At 72.9% G+C, this 21,036-nt stretch carries 16 protein-coding genes; 9 read left to right on the plus strand and 7 right to left on the minus strand.

Annotated elements, in window-relative coordinates; genetic code table 11:
• Positions 1 to 523: 523 nt before the first annotated feature.
• From AB0J72_RS20160 to AB0J72_RS20170, 3 genes are read right to left on the minus strand one after another with little or no spacing between them, the layout of a single operon-like run.
• Positions 524 to 1,150 carry an FMN-binding negative transcriptional regulator gene (locus AB0J72_RS20160; protein ID WP_363400762.1) on the minus strand — a complete coding sequence of 209 codons (627 nt, stop codon included), beginning with the start codon at positions 1,148 to 1,150 and terminating at the stop codon, positions 524 to 526.
• A gap of 20 nt (positions 1,151 to 1,170) precedes the next feature.
• Positions 1,171 to 2,322, minus strand: a complete 1,152-nt coding sequence (locus tag AB0J72_RS20165) for a hypothetical protein (RefSeq protein ID WP_363400764.1) — start codon at positions 2,320 to 2,322, stop codon at positions 1,171 to 1,173.
• A 37-nt stretch (positions 2,323 to 2,359) separates the two neighbouring features.
• Positions 2,360 to 2,863 carry a SigE family RNA polymerase sigma factor gene (locus AB0J72_RS20170; RefSeq protein ID WP_363400766.1) on the minus strand — a complete coding sequence of 168 codons (504 nt, stop codon included), beginning with the start codon at positions 2,861 to 2,863 and terminating at the stop codon, positions 2,360 to 2,362.
• 123 nt (positions 2,864 to 2,986) lie between these two features.
• Between AB0J72_RS20170 and AB0J72_RS20175 the strand changes: the two genes are divergently transcribed.
• Both AB0J72_RS20175 and AB0J72_RS20180 read left to right on the plus strand, forming a co-directional pair.
• Positions 2,987 to 3,943, plus strand: coding sequence for an ATP-binding cassette domain-containing protein (locus AB0J72_RS20175; protein ID WP_363400768.1), 957 nt, complete (start codon positions 2,987 to 2,989; stop codon positions 3,941 to 3,943).
• Complete coding sequence (locus tag AB0J72_RS20180) at positions 3,940 to 4,734, plus strand: ABC transporter permease (RefSeq protein WP_363400770.1); 795 nt, start codon at positions 3,940 to 3,942, stop codon at positions 4,732 to 4,734. The genes AB0J72_RS20175 and AB0J72_RS20180 overlap by 4 nt, the downstream gene beginning before the upstream one ends.
• On the opposite strand, the gene AB0J72_RS20185 is transcribed toward AB0J72_RS20180, so the two are convergent.
• Both AB0J72_RS20185 and AB0J72_RS20190 read right to left on the minus strand, forming a co-directional pair.
• A complete protein-coding gene (locus AB0J72_RS20185; protein WP_363400772.1) occupies positions 4,708 to 7,782 on the minus strand; it encodes a BTAD domain-containing putative transcriptional regulator in 3,075 nt (1,024 codons plus the stop codon). The genes AB0J72_RS20180 and AB0J72_RS20185 overlap by 27 nt on opposite strands.
• Positions 7,783 to 7,869: 87 nt before the next feature.
• Positions 7,870 to 9,948 carry a fibronectin type III domain-containing protein gene (locus AB0J72_RS20190; RefSeq protein ID WP_363400774.1) on the minus strand — a complete coding sequence of 693 codons (2,079 nt, stop codon included), beginning with the start codon at positions 9,946 to 9,948 and terminating at the stop codon, positions 7,870 to 7,872.
• Positions 9,949 to 10,324: 376 nt separating this feature from the next.
• Here AB0J72_RS20190 and AB0J72_RS20195 point away from each other — a divergent pair, with 376 nt between their 5' ends.
• The 4 genes from AB0J72_RS20195 to lysS all read left to right on the plus strand — a co-directional run bounded on the left by AB0J72_RS20195 (position 10,325) and on the right by lysS (position 14,456).
• Positions 10,325 to 10,717, plus strand: coding sequence for a YciI family protein (locus tag AB0J72_RS20195; protein ID WP_344501237.1), 393 nt, complete (start codon positions 10,325 to 10,327; stop codon positions 10,715 to 10,717).
• Positions 10,714 to 11,928: a DUF6596 domain-containing protein gene (locus AB0J72_RS20200; protein ID WP_363400776.1), complete on the plus strand. Its 1,215-nt coding sequence runs from the start codon at positions 10,714 to 10,716 to the stop codon at positions 11,926 to 11,928. The genes AB0J72_RS20195 and AB0J72_RS20200 overlap by 4 nt, the downstream gene beginning before the upstream one ends.
• 228 nt (positions 11,929 to 12,156) lie before the next feature.
• A complete protein-coding gene (locus AB0J72_RS20205) occupies positions 12,157 to 12,627 on the plus strand; it encodes an STAS domain-containing protein (RefSeq protein ID WP_363400778.1) in 471 nt (156 codons plus the stop codon).
• A 137-nt stretch (positions 12,628 to 12,764) separates the two neighbouring features.
• The gene (gene lysS / locus AB0J72_RS20210; RefSeq protein ID WP_363400780.1) at positions 12,765 to 14,456 is read left to right on the plus strand and encodes a lysine--tRNA ligase; all 1,692 of its coding nucleotides are present in this window, start codon (positions 12,765 to 12,767) and stop codon (positions 14,454 to 14,456) included.
• Between the two features lie 127 nt (positions 14,457 to 14,583).
• Here lysS and AB0J72_RS20215 read toward each other — a convergent pair whose 3' ends face one another.
• Complete coding sequence (locus AB0J72_RS20215; RefSeq protein WP_363400782.1) at positions 14,584 to 15,210, minus strand: RICIN domain-containing protein; 627 nt, start codon at positions 15,208 to 15,210, stop codon at positions 14,584 to 14,586.
• Positions 15,211 to 15,706: 496 nt separating this feature from the next.
• Here AB0J72_RS20215 and AB0J72_RS20220 point away from each other — a divergent pair, with 496 nt between their 5' ends.
• From AB0J72_RS20220 to AB0J72_RS20230, 3 genes are all read left to right on the plus strand, one after another.
• Positions 15,707 to 17,581: an adenylyl cyclase gene (locus tag AB0J72_RS20220; RefSeq protein ID WP_363400784.1), complete on the plus strand. Its 1,875-nt coding sequence runs from the start codon at positions 15,707 to 15,709 to the stop codon at positions 17,579 to 17,581.
• A 175-nt stretch (positions 17,582 to 17,756) separates the two neighbouring features.
• Positions 17,757 to 19,847 carry a sigma-70 family RNA polymerase sigma factor gene (locus AB0J72_RS20225; RefSeq protein WP_363400786.1) on the plus strand — a complete coding sequence of 697 codons (2,091 nt, stop codon included), beginning with the start codon at positions 17,757 to 17,759 and terminating at the stop codon, positions 19,845 to 19,847.
• A 271-nt stretch (positions 19,848 to 20,118) separates the two neighbouring features.
• Complete coding sequence (locus AB0J72_RS20230; RefSeq protein ID WP_363400788.1) at positions 20,119 to 20,553, plus strand: HIT family protein; 435 nt, start codon at positions 20,119 to 20,121, stop codon at positions 20,551 to 20,553.
• Between the two features lie 14 nt (positions 20,554 to 20,567).
• Here AB0J72_RS20230 and AB0J72_RS20235 read toward each other — a convergent pair whose 3' ends face one another.
• Positions 20,568 to 20,987 carry a hypothetical protein gene (locus tag AB0J72_RS20235; RefSeq protein ID WP_363400790.1) on the minus strand — a complete coding sequence of 140 codons (420 nt, stop codon included), beginning with the start codon at positions 20,985 to 20,987 and terminating at the stop codon, positions 20,568 to 20,570.
• Between the last annotated feature and the right edge of the window lie 49 nt (positions 20,988 to 21,036).

Raw genomic sequence — 21,036 nt, forward strand, 5'->3', positions numbered from 1 at the left:
CACCGCCGCACGACCACCCAACCTTGGGCCACGACGCCGCCCAGCCACGCCACGCCACGCCCCAACCCACGTCGTCACCGCGGGGCGCCCACGCTCCACCACGCCCAACCTCGGCCACGGGTCATCACGGCGGTATCACCCAGCCACGCCCCCACCACGCTGCCCGCATGCAGCCACGTCCCACCCAACCCCGATCGGCACCGGCGGGATCTCCCAACCCTGACCCCCGACGCAGCCCAGCTCCGCCACGCCCCAACCCAATGCATGTCGTCACCGCGAGGCGCCCACGCTCCCACCACGCCCAACCTCGGCACGGGTCATCACGGCGGAGCGGCGCAACCCTGACCCACAACGCCGCGCCACGCCTGGTCACCCCGAAGCTCAACGCACGCAGAACCATCGCTGCGGAACGCCCAACCACGCCGCCCGCACGTGGGCGCCCCAGCCCCAACGCATGTCGGCAATCGGCGGGATCGACCAGCGCCATGACCTGCGATGCAGCCCGGGCGCGCCGGCCGGGGAGTTAGGCGGGTGGGTGGGGGGTGTCTGACATCGCGGCGGCTACCTGGCGTTCGGGGTCTGTGCCGGTGGCGAGGGAGGAGCGGACGCCGGCGATGTCGGCTGGGGAGCGGTTCTGGCTGAGTTTCCACTTGGCTTCGATGCGGGTGATGGCGATCTCGACGCCGACGATGGCGCGGAGTTGGCCTTCGATGAAGGGGCGGGGGGCGTCGTCGACCGACCACGGGGAGGGGCGGGTGGACTCGTGGAGGGTGGTGAGGCGGCGTACCAGGGTTTCGGTCCAGGTGGGGTCGTCGTGGGCGATGAGCGTGCCGTAGACGTGGGCGGTGATGTAGTTCCAGGTCGGCACGACGCGGCCGTGTTCGTGCTTTGTCGCGTAGGCGGAGGGGGTGACGTACGCGTCGGGGCCGCGGACGATGACCAGTGCCTCGGCGGCCGTGTGCTGCCACTGGGTGTTGTTGCGGGCCACGTGTCCGAGCAGGGCGCCGGCGGCGGGGTCGAAGAGCAGCGGGAGGGTGGTCGCCACCATCTGCCGGCCGTCCCACGTGACCAGGTCGCTCGCGGCCGGGCGGGACAGCAGCTCGTGGACGGCTGCCTCGGAGGGGGCGGCGAAGTGCGCGGGCACGTACATGAGGTCAAGCCTAGAGACCCTCAGCAGCCCTGCCAGATCACCGGCGCGGGGAGGCCCGTGGCGGTGGCGCTCCAGCCGGCCACCGTGTGGCCGTCACCGACGATGGTCGCGGCGGCGCCGCGGGTGCCGCCGGTGAGCATCGGCAGCGGGACGACGGCGCCGTCCCGCCAGATGCCGGGCTCGTCCCTGCCGACGCGGCCGGCCAGGGCGCCGGCGGCGGACACCGAGGTGGGCACGATGCGCATGCCGTGGTCGAGGGCGCCGGTGCGCAGGTTCCAGCGCACGACGACGGACTCGGCGGTGAGCTCGTCCTTGCCGTCCTCGCCGCCGCGGCTGGTGGAGGCGGTGCCGACCGCCCAGTCGCCGGTGACCGCCTGGCCCTCGCCGCCGCGGTAGCCGGACGGTAGCGGGAGGGCGGCGCCGGTGCCGGTGGCGGTCCAGCGGTACGGGTGCTCGCGGGTGCCGATGGTGCCGACGACCGTGCCGTCGTCGGCGACGCCGGCGGCGGCGGTGTCCTTGCCGCTCGCCTGCAGCAGCTTGGGGGTGCCCTGGCCGGGGGGCCAGACGACGGCGCGGGCGGAGAGGTCCGGGGTGCCCGGGAGGTACGCGGTGCCGGCGATCTCGCCGCGGGCGTTGACGGCGACGGCCTCGGAGAAGGTCGCGCCGGTGGGGGCGGGCAGGTCCACCACGGCGCCGTCGCGGAAGACGGCGGCCCGGCGGGCCTCCAGCCGGTCGCGGATGCCGGCGACGAGGCCGGAGGCGTTCACGGCGGTCCCGGCGAAGCCGGTCGGCAGCAGCCGGGGGGTGCCGTCGGTCCACAGGATCGTCACGGCGGGGGCCATGTCGTCGCTCGGGAAGGGGACGCCGATGACGTACCGGCCGGTCGGGTCCGCGGCGATGACGGAGCCGCCGGTGATGCCGGCGGGCAGGGGCAGGGACCGCACCGAGCAGCCCTCCGGCGCGGCACCCGTGATCGCCGGCACGGGTGGCCGGGCCCCGGACGGCCGCAGGGCCACGGCGACGACCGCGACCAGTACAAGAGCGGAAAACGCAGACAGTGCGGCCTGTCGGCGGCGGTGGGAGCGGCGGGCACGGACCAGCACGTCCTCGGCGCGCAGGCGCGAGGCGCTGGAGGTGTGCCGGGCGTAGTCACGGAGCTGCTCGTCGATCATGACGCACCCCGGACGACAGAAAGCGACAAAACGGAGATCATGACGCGCTCCAGGTGGTCGAGGGGATCGTGCGGCGCAGGGCGGCCAGCGCGTAGGCGGTGCGGCTCTTGACCGTGCCTTCGGAGCGGCCGATCAGCTGGGCGACCTCGGCGACCGGCAGGTCACACAGGAAGCGCAGGACGACGACGACCCGCTGACGCTCCGGGAGCCGGTCGAGGGCCTGCCGGATCAGCAGCCGCTCGTCGACCCGCCCCTCGCCGCCGGCCACCGGACCGTCGGGGGTGCTGTCCCGCAGCAGGACCCGCGACCAGGGCCGCCGCCGGTCGGCGAGGCACGCCCGGACGACCATGGTGTGCACGTACGCGTCGAGGTTCGACACGTCCGAGATGCGGTTCCAGCGGCGGTACAGCACGGTGAGCGCGTTCTGCACGGCGTCGTCGGCCCGGTCGCGGTCACCGAGGATCAGGTAGGCGACGTGGTGCAGCCGCGGGATCCGCGCCCGGACGTACTCGACGTACTCGTGCTCCTGTTCGGCGCGCAAGGGTGACCTCCACGAAAACCAACCGGCGTCACAGATGAAGATGCTCGCCGCCCGGCACGGGGTTCAAAAGTCGTGTCGGCGCCGTGTCGGTCCCGTGTCAGCGGGGCCGCGCACGGTGGTGGCATGACGGATCTGATGGTCGAGGCCGAGGGCCTCGTCAAGCGGTTCGGGGAGACGAGGGCGCTGCAGGGCGTCGACCTCGCCGTCCCCCGGGGCACCGTGCACGGCGTGCTCGGCCCCAACGGCGCGGGCAAGACCACCGCCGTGCGCATCCTGTCGACGCTGCTGCGCCCGGACGCCGGAAGTGCCCGGATCGGCGGCGCCGACGTCGTCCGCGACGCCCAGCGGGTGCGGTCCAGGATCGGGCTGACCGGCCAGTACGCGAGCGTCGACGAGGACCTGACCGGCCGGCAGAACCTGGTGCTGTTCGGCACGCTGCTCGACCTGCGCAAGCGGGCGGCGAAGGAGCGGGCCGCGGAGCTGCTGGAGTGGTTCGACCTGACCGAGGCCGCGGACCGGCCCGCGAAGACCTACTCGGGCGGCATGCGGAGAAGGCTCGACCTGGCCGCGAGCCTCGTCGGCCGGCCGGATGTGATCTTCCTGGACGAGCCGACGACCGGTCTGGACCCGTCGAAGCGCGAGGACATGTGGGGCGTCGTGCGCACCCTGGTCCGCGACGGTTCGACGGTACTGCTGACCACGCAGTACCTGGAGGAGGCCGAGGCCCTCGCGGACGAGATCACCGTCATCGACCACGGGCGGGTCATCGCCAACGACACGCCGGACCGGCTCAAGCGGATCGTCGGCGGGCAGACCCTCGAGGTGCGCCCCACGGACCCGGCCGACCTGGAGAAGACCGGGCTGATCCTGGCCGCGGTCGCCACCGGCGGGCAGACCGCCGAGCAGACCCGCAAGGGCGTCCTGTCGGTGCCGGTCGCCGGCGATGAGGCGCTCACCGAGGCCGTCGCCCGGCTCGCCACGGCGGGGATCGCCGTCACCGAGCTCTCGATGCACCTGCCCAGCCTCGACGAGGTCTTCTTCACCCTGACCGGCAAGCCCAAGGAAGAGGTCGCCGCATGACCGCCGTAGCCGCACTGCCGACTCACAAGGGCCCGTTCCGAGGCGTACGCCATTCGCTGGAGCTCACGAAACGCAGCCTGATCAAGACCTGGCGGACCCCGGAGGCATTGATCGACGTCACGATCCAGCCGGCCCTGTTCATGGTCATCTTCGTCTACATCTTCGGTGGCGCGGTCGCCGGCGGCACGCACCAGTACCTGCAGTTCCTCATGCCGGGCATCCTGGCCCAGACCGTCGCGATGGGCGCCATCTCGATCGGCGTCAACCTCAACAGCGATCTGGAGAAGGGCATCTTCGACCGGTTCCGGTCGCTGCCGATCGCCCGTTCCGCGCCGCTCATCGGCGCCGTGCTGGGCGACGTCGTCCGGTACGTCGTCGTGAGCATCTCGACGTTCGCGTTCGCCTACCTGATGGGGTTCCGGCTGCACGCCAGCCCGGTGCACGCGGTCGCCGGCTGCCTGCTCGCGGTGCTGTTCGGCCTGTGCCTGAGCTGGGCGCTGGTGTTCGTGGGGATGCTGGTGCGCACGTCCGGCGCGGTGCAGGGTGTCGGCTTCCTGGTGATCATGCCGCTGACGTTCGCGTCGAACGTGTTCGTCGGCGTGGCGACGCTGCCGGGCTGGATGCAGGGGTTCGTGAAGGTCAACCCGCTGACGCACCTGGTCGAGTCGATGCGGGCGCTGTTCCTCGGCACCCCGGTCGGCGACCACGTGTGGTGGACGCTCGGCTGGTGCGCCGCCTTCGTCGCGGTGTTCATGCCCCTCGCGCTAGCCGCCTACCGCAAGAAGGTCTGACATGAGCGCGCGGATGCGGTCGGTGGCCTCGGTCACCGGCCGCTCGCGCCAGCCCCAGCCGTCCTCCACGGAGCCGCTGGCGGCGCCGGCGCCGCCAGCGCCGACGGGGAAGTCGCCGCCGGGGAAGAGGTGCTCGGGGTTGCCGCCGACCCGCAGCCCGAGCGTCCACAGCTCGCCGGCGGCGCCGAGCCCACCACGAGCCGCCAGCGCCGCCCCCGCGAGGGCCCACGCCCCCAGGATCGGCACGTCCTGCGTGGACAGCGCCTCGTCCCACGCCAGCCGCAGCAACGCGGCGGCCCGGTCGGCGTCGCCCAGCCCCAGGCACAGCACGGCCACGGCGCTGCGGTACAGCACCCGCAGCTGCGGGACGCCCGGCTCCATCGTGTCGACGAGGGCCAGTACCCGCGTCATGTGCGCCAGCGCCGCGACGTGGTCGTCGTGCGCCATCGCCAGCTGGGCGAGCACCAGCGACGCCAGCCCGGCGTCGTGCTCCTGGCTGTCGGGCGAGCCCGCCACCGCCCTGAGCCGCTCCGCCGCGGCCGCGTCGCCGCCGAACGCCGCCCGCGCGTCGAGCATCACCCGGATCGAGCCGACGTCCTCGGTGGCGCCGAGCAGGTCCATGTGCCGTTCGCTGCGCCGCAGCCACTCGTGCGCGCCCGGGCCGCCGCGGGCGCCGATGCTCTGCGCGGCGGTGCCCATCCCCCAGTGGTCGCCGACCTCCTCGAAGCACCGGTACGCGTCGGTCGCGTCGGCGACGGACTCGGCGAGCGCGCCGAGGTTCTCGTTGACGGTGGACCGGAAGTAGTAGCCGAAGCCACGCACGTAGGGGTCGGGGTCCGCGATGAGCGCGGTCGCGCCGGCCCCGTGGTCGAGGTAGGGCGTGGCGAGCTGCCGGACCATCGAGGCGAGCGTCCACGCCCGGTCCGAGATCTCCGCGCGCCGCGTGCCGAGGGCCCGCAGCATCCGCAGTACCAGCGCGAAGAGGCGGGTCGTGTCCCGGACGAACGCGTTGAGCCCGGTGAACAGGCACAGCCAGGTGGCCCGCTCGGCGTCGACCGAGGCCAGCGCGAAGCGGCGCCGCGCCAGCGGGTCGCCGACCCGGAACACCCGCAGCGTCCAGGCGACGACCTCCGCGTGCAGGCCGCGGACCGTCCACAGGTGGGCCAGGGGCAGCATCACGTCGACGGTCGCGGCGTCGTCCTCGTGCTCCAGCGCCCAGCGCAGCGCCGTGACGAGGTTGTCCTGCTCGGCCGAGCAGCGCCGGAACGCCGCCAGCTGCGCCGGGGACCGGAACCGCTCGGCGAGGTCGGCGGACTCGGCCGCCGCCCACCGGACCAGGCCCTCCATCGCCGCGTCGCGGGTGCCGGCGCCGTCGAGGCGCACCTCGCCGTATTCGCGGACCGTCTCCAGCATGCGGTACCGCAGTGCGCCGTCCTCGCCCGGTTCCAGGACCAGCAGCGACTGCTCGACCAGCGTCGCCAGCCCCCGGCGGGCGTCCCGGCCGCCGACCACGGCGCTCGCCAGGGCGGCGGTGAACGGCGCCGGGATCACCGCCAGCCGCTCCAGCAGCTCCCGGTCGGCGCCGCCGAGCAGCTCGCGGCTCCAGTCGACCAGCGCCCACAGGCTCGCGTGCCGGTCGGGCAGGCCGCGCAGCGCGGCGTCGAGCAGCCCGAACCGGTCGGCGAGCCCGGCCAGGACGTCGTCGATCGGCATGTGCCGCAGCCGGGCCGCGGCGAGCTCCAGCGCGAGCGGCAGGTTGTCCAGCCGGTGGCACAGCTCCAGGGCCAGGTCCGGGTCGGCCGGCACGCCGCCGCCGGCCCGGACCCGCGCGTCGAGGAGGTCGAGCGCGGCGTCGTCCGCCAGGGTCCCGAGCCGGTGCACGACCTCGCCGGGCAGGCTCAGCGGCGCCCGGCTGGTCGCGAGCACGGCGAGCTCCGGCGCCTCGGCCAGCGCGGTCAGCTCCGCGGCGGCCCCGGCCGCGCCGTCCAGGACGTGTTCGCAGTTGTCGAGCACCACAAGACCGCGCAACTCCTGTACGGCGAGCCGGAGCCGCTCCCGCGTACCCAGCCCCCGCCACTCCGCCCTGCCGGCGTCGAGGTCCGCCGCGCCGACCGCGGCGAGGACGGCGGGCAGGACGTCCGCGTCGGTGCGCAGGGCGGCCAGCTCCACCACGTGGACGGCCCGCCCTTCGGTCGCGGCCAGCCGGGCGATCTCGGCGGCGAGCCGGGTCTTGCCGGCCCCGCCGGCGGCGACCACGGTCACCAGCGGCGCGGACGCCAGGGCCGCGCGCACGGCGGTCACGTCGCCGTCGCGCCCGACCAGGGTCGTCACCGCCCGCCGCCAGCCCGCCGGCAGCGCCGTTCGGGGCTCCGCCCGCGGGGCGAGCTCCCCCCGCAGCAGCGCCAGGTGCACCGCCGCGACCGCCGCGGACGGGTCGGCGCCGTAGTCGTCGGCGAGGGCGGCGCGCAGGCGCTCCACGACGTCGAGGGCCTCGGCGTCGCGGCCCTGCGCGGCGAGCACCCGCACCAGCAGCACCGCCGACGGCTCGTGCGGCGGCTGGTCCGCGACGAGGCGGAGCAGATCGGTCTCGTCCGCGGGCACGCCGGCGGCGAGGGCGGCCTCCGCGGCGAGCCCGGCGACGTCGGCGAGGAGCGGGGTCGAGCGGTCCGGCACCTCCGGGAACAGCGCCCGCGCCGCGCGGGCCGCCTCCCGCGCCCGCTCGTGGTCGCCGGCGTCGAGCGCCTTCCGGCCGCGGTCGAGCAGCGACCTCGCGACGACGGCGTCGACCTCCACGGCGTCCGCGGGCAGCAGGTAGCCGCCGGGGGCCGCGGCGATCGGCAGCCCCAGCCGCCGGGCCCGGGAGATCAGCGCCTGCACCGCGCCGGGCGCGTCGTCGGGCGGGCCGGCGTCCCAGACGGCGTCGACGAGCGCGCCGACGGACACCGCCCGGCCGCGCGCCTCGACCAGCGCCCGCACCACGGTCGCCAGCCGTGCGCCCTTCACCGGCCGGCCGTCGACGGCCAGCTCCCCCAGTGTCGTGACGCGCATGGCTCGATCATGCCGGGGGTCCGGGCAGACGGACGCCCCGGGGGAGGGCCCCGGGGCGTCCGCCGCTACGTGTTGCCGGCCCGCGTCCTAGACGTGGGTCCACCAGTCCCAGGTGCCGGAGTTCGGCGCGGACTGGACTCGGTGCCAGACTTTGCCGTCACCACCGACGGCGAAGACCTCCATGATCCCGTCGGCCCGCGTGAAGGCGGTCGGGTTGCTGAAGATCAGGCCGCTGAGGTTGGTCCAGCCGCTCCACTGGCTCGGGTCGGCGGCGTCGGTCTCGGTGTTCGAGTACAGGTTGCCGTCGGTGCCCCGGATGAACACCGCGATGGTGCCGTCGGCGTTCTGCGCGGTCTCGATGTCGTTCGCGTACATCCAGTTGCCGAGGCGGACCCACCAGGCGAACGAGCCGTCGCCGCTCTGCAGCCGGTACCAGATCGCGTGGTCGCCGCCGATGGCGAAGACCGTGATCCGGCCGTTGGCGTTCTTGACCGCGACCGGGTCGCTGAAGATCAGGCCGCCGAGGTCGGTCCACGCGCCCCAGGTGCCGTCGGCGGCCTGGACGCTGGAGTAGAGCATGTTGTCGCCGCCACGGGCGAACATCTGCTGCAGGCCGTCGCTGTTGGCGATGATCGGGCCGCTCATGGCACCGGTGGTGCCGGGCGCGGCGGCCTTGGTGGTGATCGTGGTGGAGGCCGCGGTGCTGTACGCCGTCGGGCTGGCGTAGGCGACGACGGTGACGTCGTACGCGGTGCCGGCCGCCAGGCCGTTGATCGTGCAGGTGACGGCCGGGGCGACCGCGGTGCAGCTCAGGGCGCCGGAGCTGGCCTGGGCGGGCTCGGACGGGGTGGCGGTCGCGACGTAGTACACGACAGTGGCACCACCGACGGGAGCGGCCGCGGTCCAGGCGATCGTCGCCGAGGTGGCGGAGACGTCGTCGTCGGCCGGCGGAGTGACGACCGGCGGGGCCGGCTTCGGCACCACGGCGGGGGTGACCGTCGCGGGCGTGGAGGCGACGCCGACCGATGCCGTGCCGTTGGCGTTGATGGACATGACGCCCGTGTTGTACACGGTCGCGTTCGTCAGACCGGTGATCTTGCAGGTCAGCTGGTCGGTGATGCAGTACTTGACGACGCCGCCACCGGTGATCGCGGCGGCCCGGTACTTGGCGACGGTGCCGGACGCGGGCGCGACCCAGCTCAGCGTCGCCTCGCCGTCGCCACCGGTCACGGTGACGTCAGTGGGGTCGTTCACCGTGCCCAGGATGTAGATGGGGCCGGAGGCCGCGGGGTCCGAGCTGAGCCCGTCCTTGGCGGCGGTCACCTTGAACTCGTACGAGAAGCCCGGCGCGACCGCGGTGCCACCACAGGTCACCGCCATCGATCCGGCGACGACGGGGCACGTGATGCCGGGAATGGCGACGCCCTCTTTGTACGCGTCGACCGTGTAGGTGACGCCCGCCGTCGGCGAGGCACCCCACGACACGGTGGGCACGCCCGCAGTGGTGGTGGCGGCGACCACGTCGACCGGCGCCTCGGGGCCGACACCCGGCGTGGCACCGACGCTGGCGCTACTGGCCGCGGAGTCCGGGACCGAGTTGGCGCCGTTCGTCACGACCTTGAAGGTGTACTCCGTGCCGTCGGTCAGGCCGGTGATCTTGCAGCTGTTGCTCAGCGCGTTGGTCGCGCTGGTGCAGGTCTTGCCCGTCGAGACGCCACCGAGGTAGGCGGTCGCGGTGTAGTTGGCGACGGTGGACAGGGCGTTCGCCGCGCCGGTCCACACCACGTTGACCTCACCGGTCTTGCCCGTGGCGACCGGGGTCCCGATGGCGGGCGGGGCCAGCACGGGCGTCATCACACCGGTCGCGGTGGCGTCGGCGATGAGCGTGGCGCCCTGCGGGTCGACGGTGATCGTGTACGTCGTGCCGGCGATCAGCCCCGTCAGCGTGCAGGGACCGCCGGCCTTCGCGGCGACCTGGCAGGACTGGTCGGGCGACGAGCCGGCGTCCGGGCCGTCCGCGTTGACGATGTAGGCAGGGCTTGTGTTGACGTCCGTGGCGTTCGGCTCATCCGGGGTCACCGTGACGATCAGCGTCTCGTTGGGACCCAGCGCGGACACGCCGGTGACGCTGGCAAGGACCGCCGCCGAGGCGGGCTGCTGGGCCACCAACAGGGAGCCTGTCGCCACCGTCAGAACAACCGCCGAGCCGAGCAGGCCGCGTCTGGGCCCTGCCCGGCGGTCGCGCGGTTTGCTCACTTGAATCATTGCGTCCAACCCCCCGTTGCGAGGCGCCAGCTACGGTGCCGACGCGCCATCTCCTAGCAATGTAGGGCGGTGTTGTACTTTCCGGAGCAAATTAGGTAATAAGGCTCTTTGACAGGTGGCCAGCACTCTTCGTGTGCTAGTGACCACGTTCAGCTCAACTGCCGCGATCGGCGCGACGCCCGAAAAAACTTCCGTGGAGGATGTAGACATCGAAGGCGGCGCTCCGACGTACCAGGCGAGCGACGGAACGGCCGTCGCGCACCGCGAGGAGACCCCGATGAAGTACGTCATCCTGATCCACTCGAATCCGCAGCCGTGGGGGCACCCGACCAGCGACTACCTCGCGGCCCACCAGGCACTGCCCGGCGAGGTCCGCAAGCGGCTGAACGCCGAGTTCGAGCAGGTGATGACCGAGCTGCAGGCCAACGGCGAGCTGCTCGGCGGCGAGGCGCTCGGCGACCCGGCGAACGCCCGGCTCTACCGGTGGCGCGACGGCGAGCCCCTCGCCAGCGACGGGCCGTACTCGGAGGCGAAGGAGCACCTCGCCGGCTTCTTCCTGATCGACGTCGACAGCCAGGCGCGGGCCGAGGCGGTCGCCGCCCGGTTCTCCGGCCCGGACGAGACGGTGGAGCTGCGCCCGATGATGTGGCCCGGCGGCGACGACCAATGACCGGTCCGGTGCTCGGTGACGTGTGGCGCCATGAGGCGCCGCACGTCCTCGGGGCGTTGCTGCGCAAGTACGGCGACCTCGGCGACTGCGAGGAGGCGCTGCAGGACGCCGCCGAGGTGGCCGCCGCCCGGTGGCCCGTCGACGGGGTGCCCGACTCGCCGCGGGCCTGGCTGATCACCGTGGCCTCCCGGCGCCTGATCGACCGGGCCCGGGCGGACTCGGCCCGGACCCGGCGCGAGACGCTGGACGCGGCCCAGCGCCCGGCCACGACGGAGGAGGCGACGACCGAGGACAGCGACGACACGCTGCGGCTGTTCTTCCTCTGCTGCCATCCGGCGCTGACCCGGCCGTCGCAGGTCGCGCTCTGCCTGCGCTCGGTGGCCGGCCTGGGCGTGGAGCAGATCGCGGCCGCGTACCTCGTGCCGGCCCGCACGATGACGCAGCGCCTCAGCCGTGCGCGGATCGCGCTGCGCCAGGCCGGTGCGCGGTTCGTCATGCCGTCGCCGGAGGAGCTGCCCGACCGGGTCGCCGCGGTCATCGACGTGTGCCACCTGGTCTTCACCGAGGGATACGCGCGGACGTCGGGCGAGGCGCTGCTCGACGTGCAGCTCGCCGAGGAGGCGATCCGGCTCGTCCGGCAGCTGCACGCCGCGCTGCCCGACCACGCCGAGGTCGCCGGCGCGCTGGCCCTCATGCTGCTCACGCACGCCAGGTCCGCCGCCCGGGTCGACGCCGCCGGCGACCTCGTGCCGCTCGCCGAGCAGGACCGGCTCCGCTGGCGGCACGACCTGATCACCGAGGGCGTCGAGCTGCTGGAGCGCACCCTGCCCCGCGGGCACGTGGGCCGCTTCCAGCTGCAGGCCGCGATCGCCGCCGTCCACGCCGAGGCCGCGACCTACGAGGAGACCGACTGGCTGCAGATCAGCGTGCTCTACGACATGCTCAGCAAGGTCGCGCCCGGCCCGGCCGTCACCCTGAACCACGCCGTCGCCGTCGCCATGGCGCACGGACCCGCGGCCGGCCTGGCCATGCTCGAGCCGCTGCTGGACGACCCCGCCATGCAGCGTCATCACCGGCTGTACGCGGTGCGCGGCCACCTGCTCGACCTCAGCGCCGACCCGGACGGCGCGGTCGAGCAGTACCGGATCGCCGCCCGTCTCACGGCGAGCCTGCCGGAGCAGCGCTACCTCAACCGCAAGCTGGCCCGCTGAGGGTCGCCCTGGCCGGCCCGGCTCAGGAGGCCGGGTCGGGGTGGTCGGCGCGTAGGTCGCGGTGACGGTGGTGCCGTGGTCGTCGTGGGCGATGCGCAGGCCGGCGGCGAGGTGATCGTGCCGCCGTCCGGGGACGGCCGGCGGGCAGGCCATCGGGTGACACGTCCGGCCGCCGGACCGATTTGCCGGTAGTGTCGGAACGATCGCCACTGCATGGGGGGCATTCCTGTGGATTCGAGGCATTCCGGTCTGCGGCCCGGTGCAGGAGGGCGGGAGTTCCTACAGGTTCAGGTCGACGCGGCGGCCGGCGACCACGCGCAGCACGCACTGATCCTCACCGGCGTCCTGGAAGGCCCGACGGCGCGGGAGCTGCTCACCGTCATGGCGGACACGCTGCCGGACCCGGCCCCGGAGCTCGTCGTCGTCGACATCGCCGGGGTGCGGTTCCTCGGCTCCCAGGGGCTGCGCTGCCTCATGGCCTGCCGCCGCCACGTGGAGAGCCGGGGCGGGCGGATGGTGCTGCGCAACCCGGCGCCGATGGCCGAGCGCATCCTGTACATCGCGGGCATGCTCGAGTCGTTCGGGCTGTCGATGACCGCGCAGGGCACCTCGGTGCCGGCGGCGTACCGGATCGAGACGGCCATCGCGGCGGAGCCGGCCGGGGTGGCCGGGGTGGTCGGCGCGGCGGAGGTGACCTGAGCGTCTCCCGTGGCCGGGGTAAACGGATGTGCGCGGCCGCACCGCCGGACAGTAGGCTTGGGCAGGGTCGATGAAGAGGCCCCCCGCCGCTGGTGGGGGGCCTCTTCCATGCAGCTGCCGACGGAAGAGTGGCGATCGTGGCGAGTGAGACAGACAACGACTGGGTCGACCGGTTCGCGGACGAGGTGATCGCGGCGTCGCAGCGACGCGCCCCGGGCAAGCCGGTGGTCTGCGCGTCCGGGCTCAGCCCGTCCGGCCCCGTCCACCTCGGCAACCTCCGCGAGGTGATGACCCCGCACCTGGTCGCGGACGAGATCCGCCGGCGCGGGCACGACGTGGTCCACATCATCTCGTGGGACGACTACGACCGCTTCCGGAAGGTGCCCGCGGGGATCGACCCCTCGTGGGCGCAGCACATCGGCAAGCCGCTGAGTGCCGTGCCGGCGCCGGCGGGCAGCGAGCACCCGAACTGGGCGGAGCACTTCAAGGCCGCCATGATCGCGTCGCTGGCCGAGCTCGGGGTGGAGTACCGGGGGATCAGCCAGACGGAGATGTACACGTCCGGCGCCTACCGCGAGCAGATCCTGCTCGCCATGCGCGAGCGCGCCCGGATCGACGCGGTCCTGGCGCGGTACCGGACGAAGAAGCCCGCCGCGGCTGCCGCGAGCGAGGACGAGGCCGAGGCGGCGGAGGGCTCCGGCGCCGCGAGCGAGGACGACGGGACCGCCGCGACCGGCTACTACCCGTACAAGCCGTTCTGCGGCAACTGCGGCACCGACCTCACCACCGTCGTGTCCTACGACGACGACACCACCGAGCTGACCTACACGTGCGTCTGCGGGTTCACCGAGACCGTGCTGCTGTCGGAGTTCAACCGCGGCAAGCTGGTGTGGAAGGTCGACTGGCCGATGCGCTGGGCCTACGAGGGAGTGATCTTCGAGCCGTCGGGGGTCGACCACTCGTCGCCGGGCTCGTCGTTCCAGGTCGGCGGGCAGATCGTCACCGAGGTGTTCGGCGGCGAGCAGCCGATCGGGCCGATGTACGCGTTCGTCGGCATCAGCGGCATGGCGAAGATGAGCAGCTCCCGCGGCGCGGTGCCGACGCCCGCCGACGCGCTGCAGATCATGGAGGCGCCGCTGCTGCGGTGGCTGTACGCGCGGCGCCGCCCCAACCAGTCGTTCCAGGTCGCGTTCGACCAGGAGATCCAGCGCATCTACGACGAGTGGGATTCGCTGGAGAAGCGCTACACGGCCGGCACCGCGGTCCCCGCCGACCGCTCCGCCTACCTGCGGGCCTCCCGGACGGCGACGCTGGAGCTGCCCCGGACACCGCGCACGGTGCCGTACCGGACGCTCGCCTCCATCGTCGACATCACCACCGGGCAGGCCGAGCAGACCCTGCGGATCCTGCGCGACCTCGACGCGGAGCAGCCGATCACGTCGCTGGACGAGGTCCGGCCGAGGCTCGACCGGGCGCAGCACTGGGTGAACACCCAGGTGCCGGCCGAGTCGCGGACCAAGGTGCTCGACGAGCCCGACAAGGCGCTGCTCGACTCGCTGACCGCCGAGCAGCGCGAGTCGCTGCGCCTGCTGCTGGCCGGGCTCGACGACCACTGGTCGCTCGACGGCCTGACCACCCTGCTCTACGGCGTGCCGAAGGTGATGGCCGGCCTCCCGCTGGACACCAAGCCGACCGCCGAGCTGAAGGTGGCCCAGCGCAGCTTCTTCGCGCTCCTGTACCACCTGCTGGTCGGCCGCGACACCGGGCCGCGCCTGCCCACCCTGCTGCTCGCCGTCGGCGCCGACCGCGTCCGGGCGCTGCTGTCCTGAGATGGCGGTGGCCCGCCGGAACCCCGGCGGGCCACCATGACACCGGCGCGGCGGGCTCCTGGGCTGGCCGACCCGCGAACCGAGCGCTCCCTGCCGCGGCGGGAGGCGATCGCGCCGGTGGAAGGGTTCACCGTGCCGGAGTCGGCGGCACCTGCCAGCGCTGCTGCCTCGTGCCGGCGCAGCGGGTGATGTACGGCCTGCCGCCCCACTCCGTCAGGCACTGCTTCGAGGAGCGGGTGACCAGCGCGCCCCGGACCGCGTCCCACTGCTGCGCGACGGTCCCGGAGCAGGCGCCCAGCCGCAGCGAGGCGTCCAGGCAGCGGCCCGCCGTGCGCAGCGTGCCGTCGGCGACGAGCGTCCAGGTCTGCGCCGCGGCGCCGGAGCAGCGGCGCAGCCGCACCGACGCGTCCAGGCAGAGCCCGGCGGACCCGACCAGCGGCCCCGACGCGGCGGCGGAGACGGCCGCGGGGGCGACACCGGACTCGGCACCGGGCCCAGTACCGGACCCGGCGGCCGGCGCGGACCCGAGGCCCGCCTCCACCGGCGGCGGGAGGACGGCCATCTGCAGCCGGCCGGACGACGAGGCATAGTCCGCGGAGGGGGCGGGCGTCGCGGGCCGGTCGCCGGCCGACAGCGCCAGGGCGGTCGTCGCGGTCGTCACGATCAGCACCGTCCAGGCGAACGCGGGGTAGTGCCGCCCCGCCCGGCGGTGCGCCGGCCGAGCGCCCGGCGACGCCGTCGGTGCCGGATTCACGAGGGCCACCCAGGAATGCCGTGGCCGGTATTCCGGCGATTCGGGGCGAGTCACCGCGGGCGCGTTGTTGGGGTGTGCCGCGGGCGGAATCTGTTGCTGCTCGAGGGCTCTCACGTATGGGCGGACCAGCACCGGAGACATAGCACGACGGTAGTGGCCATCAGCGGTGACCGATCCCGGCCGGACCGGGTGAAACAGCAGAATCACCCTCCGTCTCACCCTGTCGTTGGAGCGCTTTCACAAATCGCCGCAGCCCGGATGGATCGCACGGAACGTCCGCATTTCCTGTGGCCGCCGAGCGGTTTCGTGGAAATCGAGGGCGCGCGGACGTAGCGCACGGCGGATTTACACGGTAGAAACAACACGCTGGAGAGAGCGCTCTCACACGCGGACGCCGATGCGCCGCCGGCTCCTCCCACACCCCATCCACCGTGTACCTCACCCGCCCGCACGATCGAGAGGACGCACCCGTATGACGATCCAGTCCGAGCATTCCGTGAGGCGGTGGTCGAGCCGTCGCAACGTCGGCAGGGCGTTCGTGCTCAGCCTGGCGCTGACGACCGCCACCGCCTCGATGGGGACAGCGGCCGGCGCGACCCCGCCCGGGTTGAACGGCGGGTCGCAGGACCTGGGCCCCAACGTCACCGTGTTCGACCCGAGCACGCCGGTCAGCGAGATCCAGGCGAAGCTGGACGCGACCTACGCCAAGCAGGTCGACAACGAGATGGGTACCGCTCGGTACGCCTACTACTTCAAGCCCGGCACGTACGGCACGGCCGACCAGCCGCTGCAGTTCAAGGTCGGCTACTACACCGAGATCGCCGGCCTGGGCGCCAACCCGGGCGACGTCGTCATCAACGGCAAGGTCGAGGTGTACAACCGCTGCCTCGAGAACGGCGGCACCAGCAACTGCCTCGCGCTGGTCAACTTCTGGCGCACGCTGTCCAACCTGTCGATCAACGTCAACGGCAAGGGCCAGGACGGCTGCCGCGGCTCGGCCAACTTCTGGGCCGTGTCGCAGGCCGTCTCGCTGCGGCGCCTGAACGTCACCGGCGGCAACCTGTCGCTGATGGACTACTGCACCGCCGGCCCGCAGTACGCCAGCGGCGGCTTCATCGCCGACTCCAAGGCCGGGACGATCGTCAACGGCTCGCAGCAGCAGTGGCTGACCCGCAACAGCCAGGTCGACAACTGGTCCAACGGTGTGTGGAACCAGGTCTTCTCGGGCGTCGTCGGCGCCCCGGACGACTCGGCGTTCCCGAACCCGCCGTACACCACCATCGCGCAGACCCCGATCAGCCGGGAGAAGCCGTACCTCTTCGTCGACGCCAAGGGCAAGTACAACGTCCGCGTCCCGTCGGCGCAGAAGAACACCAGCGGCACCTCCTGGGCGAACGGTGAGACGGCCGGCCGCACCATCCCGCTGTCGGACTTCTACGTCGCCAAGCCGGGCGACTCGATCGCCAAGATCAACCTGGCCCTGCTCGCCGGCAAGAACCTGCTGCTCACCCCGGGCATGTACGACGTCGGCCGCAGCATCGAGGTCCGCTGGCCCAACCAGGTGGTCCTCGGCATCGGGCACGCCACGCTGACCGCGGTCAACGGCGCCACCCCGCTCGACGTCGCCGACGTCCCGGGCATCATCGTCGCGGGCGTCACCATCGACGCCGGCCTCAAGGAGTCGAAGGTCCTGCTGCGCGTCGGCAAGGAGCACGGCTGGGGCTTCAGCGACCCGAAGAACCCGACCACGCTGTCCGACGTGTACTTCCGCGTCGGCGGCCCGCACATCGGCAAGACCGACACCGCGCTCGAGGTCAACAGCGACAACGTGCTCATCGACCACACCTGGGTGTGGCGCGGTGACCACGGCGTCGAGGGCTTCACCGGCGGCGTCAACGGCGACAACCAGCGCTGGGCCACCAACACCGGCCGCTACGGCGCCGTCATCAACGGCGACAACGTGACCGCGACGGGCCTCTTCGTCGAGCACTTCCAGAAGTACAACACCGTCTGGAACGGCGAGCGCGGCACCACGATCCTGTACCAGAACGAGCTGCCGTACGACCCGCCGACGCAGGCCGACTGGATGAACGGCAGCGTCAAGGGCTACGCCGGTTACAAGGTCAACAACAAGGTGAAGACCCACAACCTGTACGGCGCGGGCGTGTACGTCTTCAACCAGAACAACCCGTCGATCCAGACCGAGAACGGCTTCGAGGCCCCGAACACCCCGGGCGTCAAGCTGCACCACATCATGACGGTCAACCTGAGCGCCGGCGTCATCAACCACGTCGTCAACGGCGTGGGCAACGCGGCCGACACCACCATGATCGGCGTGCCGATCTACCTGGCGGACTACCCCGTCGCGTAACACCCCGCACCACCAACGGTGGGCTCATCGCGATCAGCGATGGGCCCACCGCTGTGTTTTCTGAAAGTTACGCCCGTCCCCGCTGGCCGCGAGGGCGCTCCCTTTACACCCCGCCGGGCGGCGTGGAACCATGCGGCGGCGGTTGAGAGCGCTAACATCGCAGGCGGGAGGCCCGGTGGCCGAGACCATCGTCGGGACGGCCGAGCTCGTCGCGGCGGCCCAGGCCGGCGACCGGGCGGCGCTGGAGGAGCTGACCGCCGCGCACCTGCCGCTGGTGTACAACGTGATCGGCCGCGCCCTGAACGGCCACGCCGACGTCGACGACCTCGTGCAGGAGACGATGGAGCGGGTCGTGCGCAACCTGCGCGGCCTGCGCGAGCCGGAGCGGTTCCGCTCGTGGGTCGTCGCCATCGCGTACCGCGAGATCCAGCTCCATCTGCGCAAGGCCCGCCGGCTGGGGTTCCCGCGCCGGCAGGAGGCGCTCGCCGAGGTGCCCGACCCGGCCGGTGACTTCGCCGAGCGCACCGTCACCGAGCTGGTGCTCACCGGGCAGCGCCGCGAGCTGGTCGAGGCGACCCGCTGGCTCGACGACGGCGACCGGCACCTGCTCGCGCTGTGGTGGCACGAGGCGGCCGGCGACCTGACCCGCACCGAGCTCGCGGCCGCGCTCGGCATCGGCCAGCCGCACGCCGCCGTCCGCCTGCAGCGCATGAAGGCGCAGCTCGAGACGGCCCGAGCGATCGTCCGGGCCCTCGCGACGAGCCCGCGCTGCGATGGCCTCGAGACCGTCGTCGACGGCTGGAACGGCGTGGCCCGGCCGCTGTGGCGCAAGCGGCTGTCCCGGCACGTCCGCGAGTGCACCGGCTGCGGCGGCCACCGGCACGGGCTCATCCCGCCGGAGCGGCTGCTGCACGGGATCGGCGCGGTCGCCGTGCCGGCCGTGTTCGCGAAGGCGGCGCTGCCCGGCACGTCCCTGCTCGGCTCACTGCAGCAGCTGTTCCAGCACAAGGCGGCCGCGGTCGCGACCGTGGCCGTGGTGGCGGGCGGCGGCTTCGCGTACGCGGTGTACGAGACGCCGGACGGGCGCGAGACGCCGGCCGTGTCCGCACCGCAGGCACCCGCACCCTCGGCCACCTCCCCGGTGCCGCCGGCCGCTCCTTCCACGGCCCCGCCGGCCCGCACCACCGGCGAGATCTTCGTGTCACCGACCGGCGCGGACACCGGTGACGGCTCGATCGACCGCCCCCTGGCGACGCTCTCGGCGGCGGTCGCGCTGGTACGGCCAGGGCAGACCATCACGCTGCGGGGCGGCACCTACCGGCCCGCCGACCCGGTCACCATCACGACCAGCGGCACCGCCGAGCAGCGGATCACGCTCACCAACTACCGCGACGAGGCACCCGTGATCGACGCCTCGCGCATCCCCGCCGACAAGTGGGCGATCACCCAGCGGGCGGACTACTGGACCGTGCAGGGCCTGGAGATCAAGGGCTCCCGCAGCCACGCGTACGTCTGTCTCTCCTGCAAGCACGACGTCTTCCGCCGCCTGTCCGTCCACGACAACGTGGAGTCGGGCCTCACCCTGCGCGACGACGGCACCGTCGGCAACCAGGTCCTGGACAGCGACTTCTACCGCAACCGCAACCCCGCCGACCAGGGCCAGACCGGCATCGGCCTGGGCGTGAAGTTCGGCGACGGCGACGGCAACCTCATCCGCGGCTGCCGCGCCTTCGACAACGCCGACGACGGCTTCGACCTCGGCGACTTCCGCAGCCCGGTGACGCTGGAGTACAACTGGGCCTTCGGCAACGGCGTCAACCGCTGGGGCGCGCGCGACTGGCAGAGCAACGGCAACGGCTTCACGCTCGGCGGCGGCAGCCCGCCCGCCGCGGCCGCCCACCGGCTCCGGCACAACGCCGCCTGGGACAACGTCCATCACGGCTTCACCGACAGCGGCAACCGCGCGGCCCTGCAGCTCACCAACAACACCGCCTTCCGCAACGGCGCCACCGGCTTCGCCGTGACCGACGCCCCGGCGACCCTGCGCAGCTCCGTCTCGATCGACAACGAGACCGCGGTGCGCGCCAACGCCGCCGTGCAGTCCAGCCGCAACACCTGGGACGAGGGCACCTGGACGAGGTCGATGTTCCGCACCACGGACCCGGTCACCGCCGAGTCCCCCCGCTCGCCCGACGGCTCCCTGCCCCCGACCTCGTTCCTGACCACCGGCAACGGCATGGGCGCCTCCATGTCCGGCGGCGACTGACCCGGCCCGCACGGGCCGCCCCGCCGGTTCAGCCGCAGCGGATCGTTCTCGACGCTCATCGTCAACCACTTCCACGGCGCCGCCGCCAGGGTCGACCCGCCGCGACCGCGTTCGCGAACCGCCGCCCGCACCAGGTCGTCGAGGTGAACGCCGCCATCCCGGCCCTCACGTAGCCCGCCGTCACACCCGCGCGCGCCACGCCATCGGCAACGTGAAGGACACCTCACCGCCCGAGCCGGACTCGCCCGGCGGTCCCCTCTATGCTCGCGCAGTGACTGTCGCCGCCACCGATTGCGTGTTCTGCGACATCGTCTCGGGCCGCGCCCCGGCGATCGTGATCTACCAGGACGAGCACGCGATCGCGTTCCCGCCCATCCGCCCGGCCGCCGTCGGCCACACGCTCGTAGTCCCGCGGCATCACCTCCGCGACTTCTGGGACGGCCGGCCCACCGAGGTGGCGCCGGTGGCGGCGGCGGCCGCGGTCGTCGGCTCGGCGATCCGGCGGGCGCTTCGGCCCGAAGGGATGAACCTCATCAGCTCGGCCGGTGCCGTCGCCACCCAGTCGGTCTTCCACCTGCACCTGCACGTCATTCCGCGCTGGTCGGACGACCGCATGGGCCCGATCTGGCCGACCAACCCGCCGCAGGAAGCACCCTCACGAGAGCAGGTGGCAGCGCTGATCCGCGCCGAACTGGCCGGTTCCTGACCAAGCGCCCCGGCTCAGGCGGCGAAGGCGGCCAGAACGACGAAGACCAGGTCGACCAGGGCCACACCACCATAGAATGCGACCAGGGTTGGTGAGCCGACCGCGGCCGGCCAGAGGATCCGCGAGCGGTACCGTGTCGCGTTCATCGACAGCGGCTCCACGTCGTCCTCGGCGCGGCGGACCGCGTCGTAGAGCCGCCGGTACAGCCGCTCCTGACGAAGCAGGAAGCCGTCGACGCCCCAGAATGCGATGAGCGGCAGCAGCGCGCTCACGCCCACCAGCCAGCTCCCGCGCTCGGCTGACACGGCCAACAAGGCGGTGGTCATGGTCACCAACCAGCCCTTGACCAGGAACGACATGGTGCTCATGCGGTCGATGACGCCTTGCAGGAATTCCAGGTGCTTGATGTGCAACGTTTCGGACGCGCCCGTCATCGTCATCATCCTTCCGGGTTGTCGGATGCGCGGTTGTCACCCATCGAAC

This window comes from Dactylosporangium sp. NPDC049742, assembly GCF_040674675.1.
Classification (GTDB): Bacteria; Actinomycetota; Actinomycetes; order Mycobacteriales; family Micromonosporaceae; genus Dactylosporangium; species Dactylosporangium maewongense.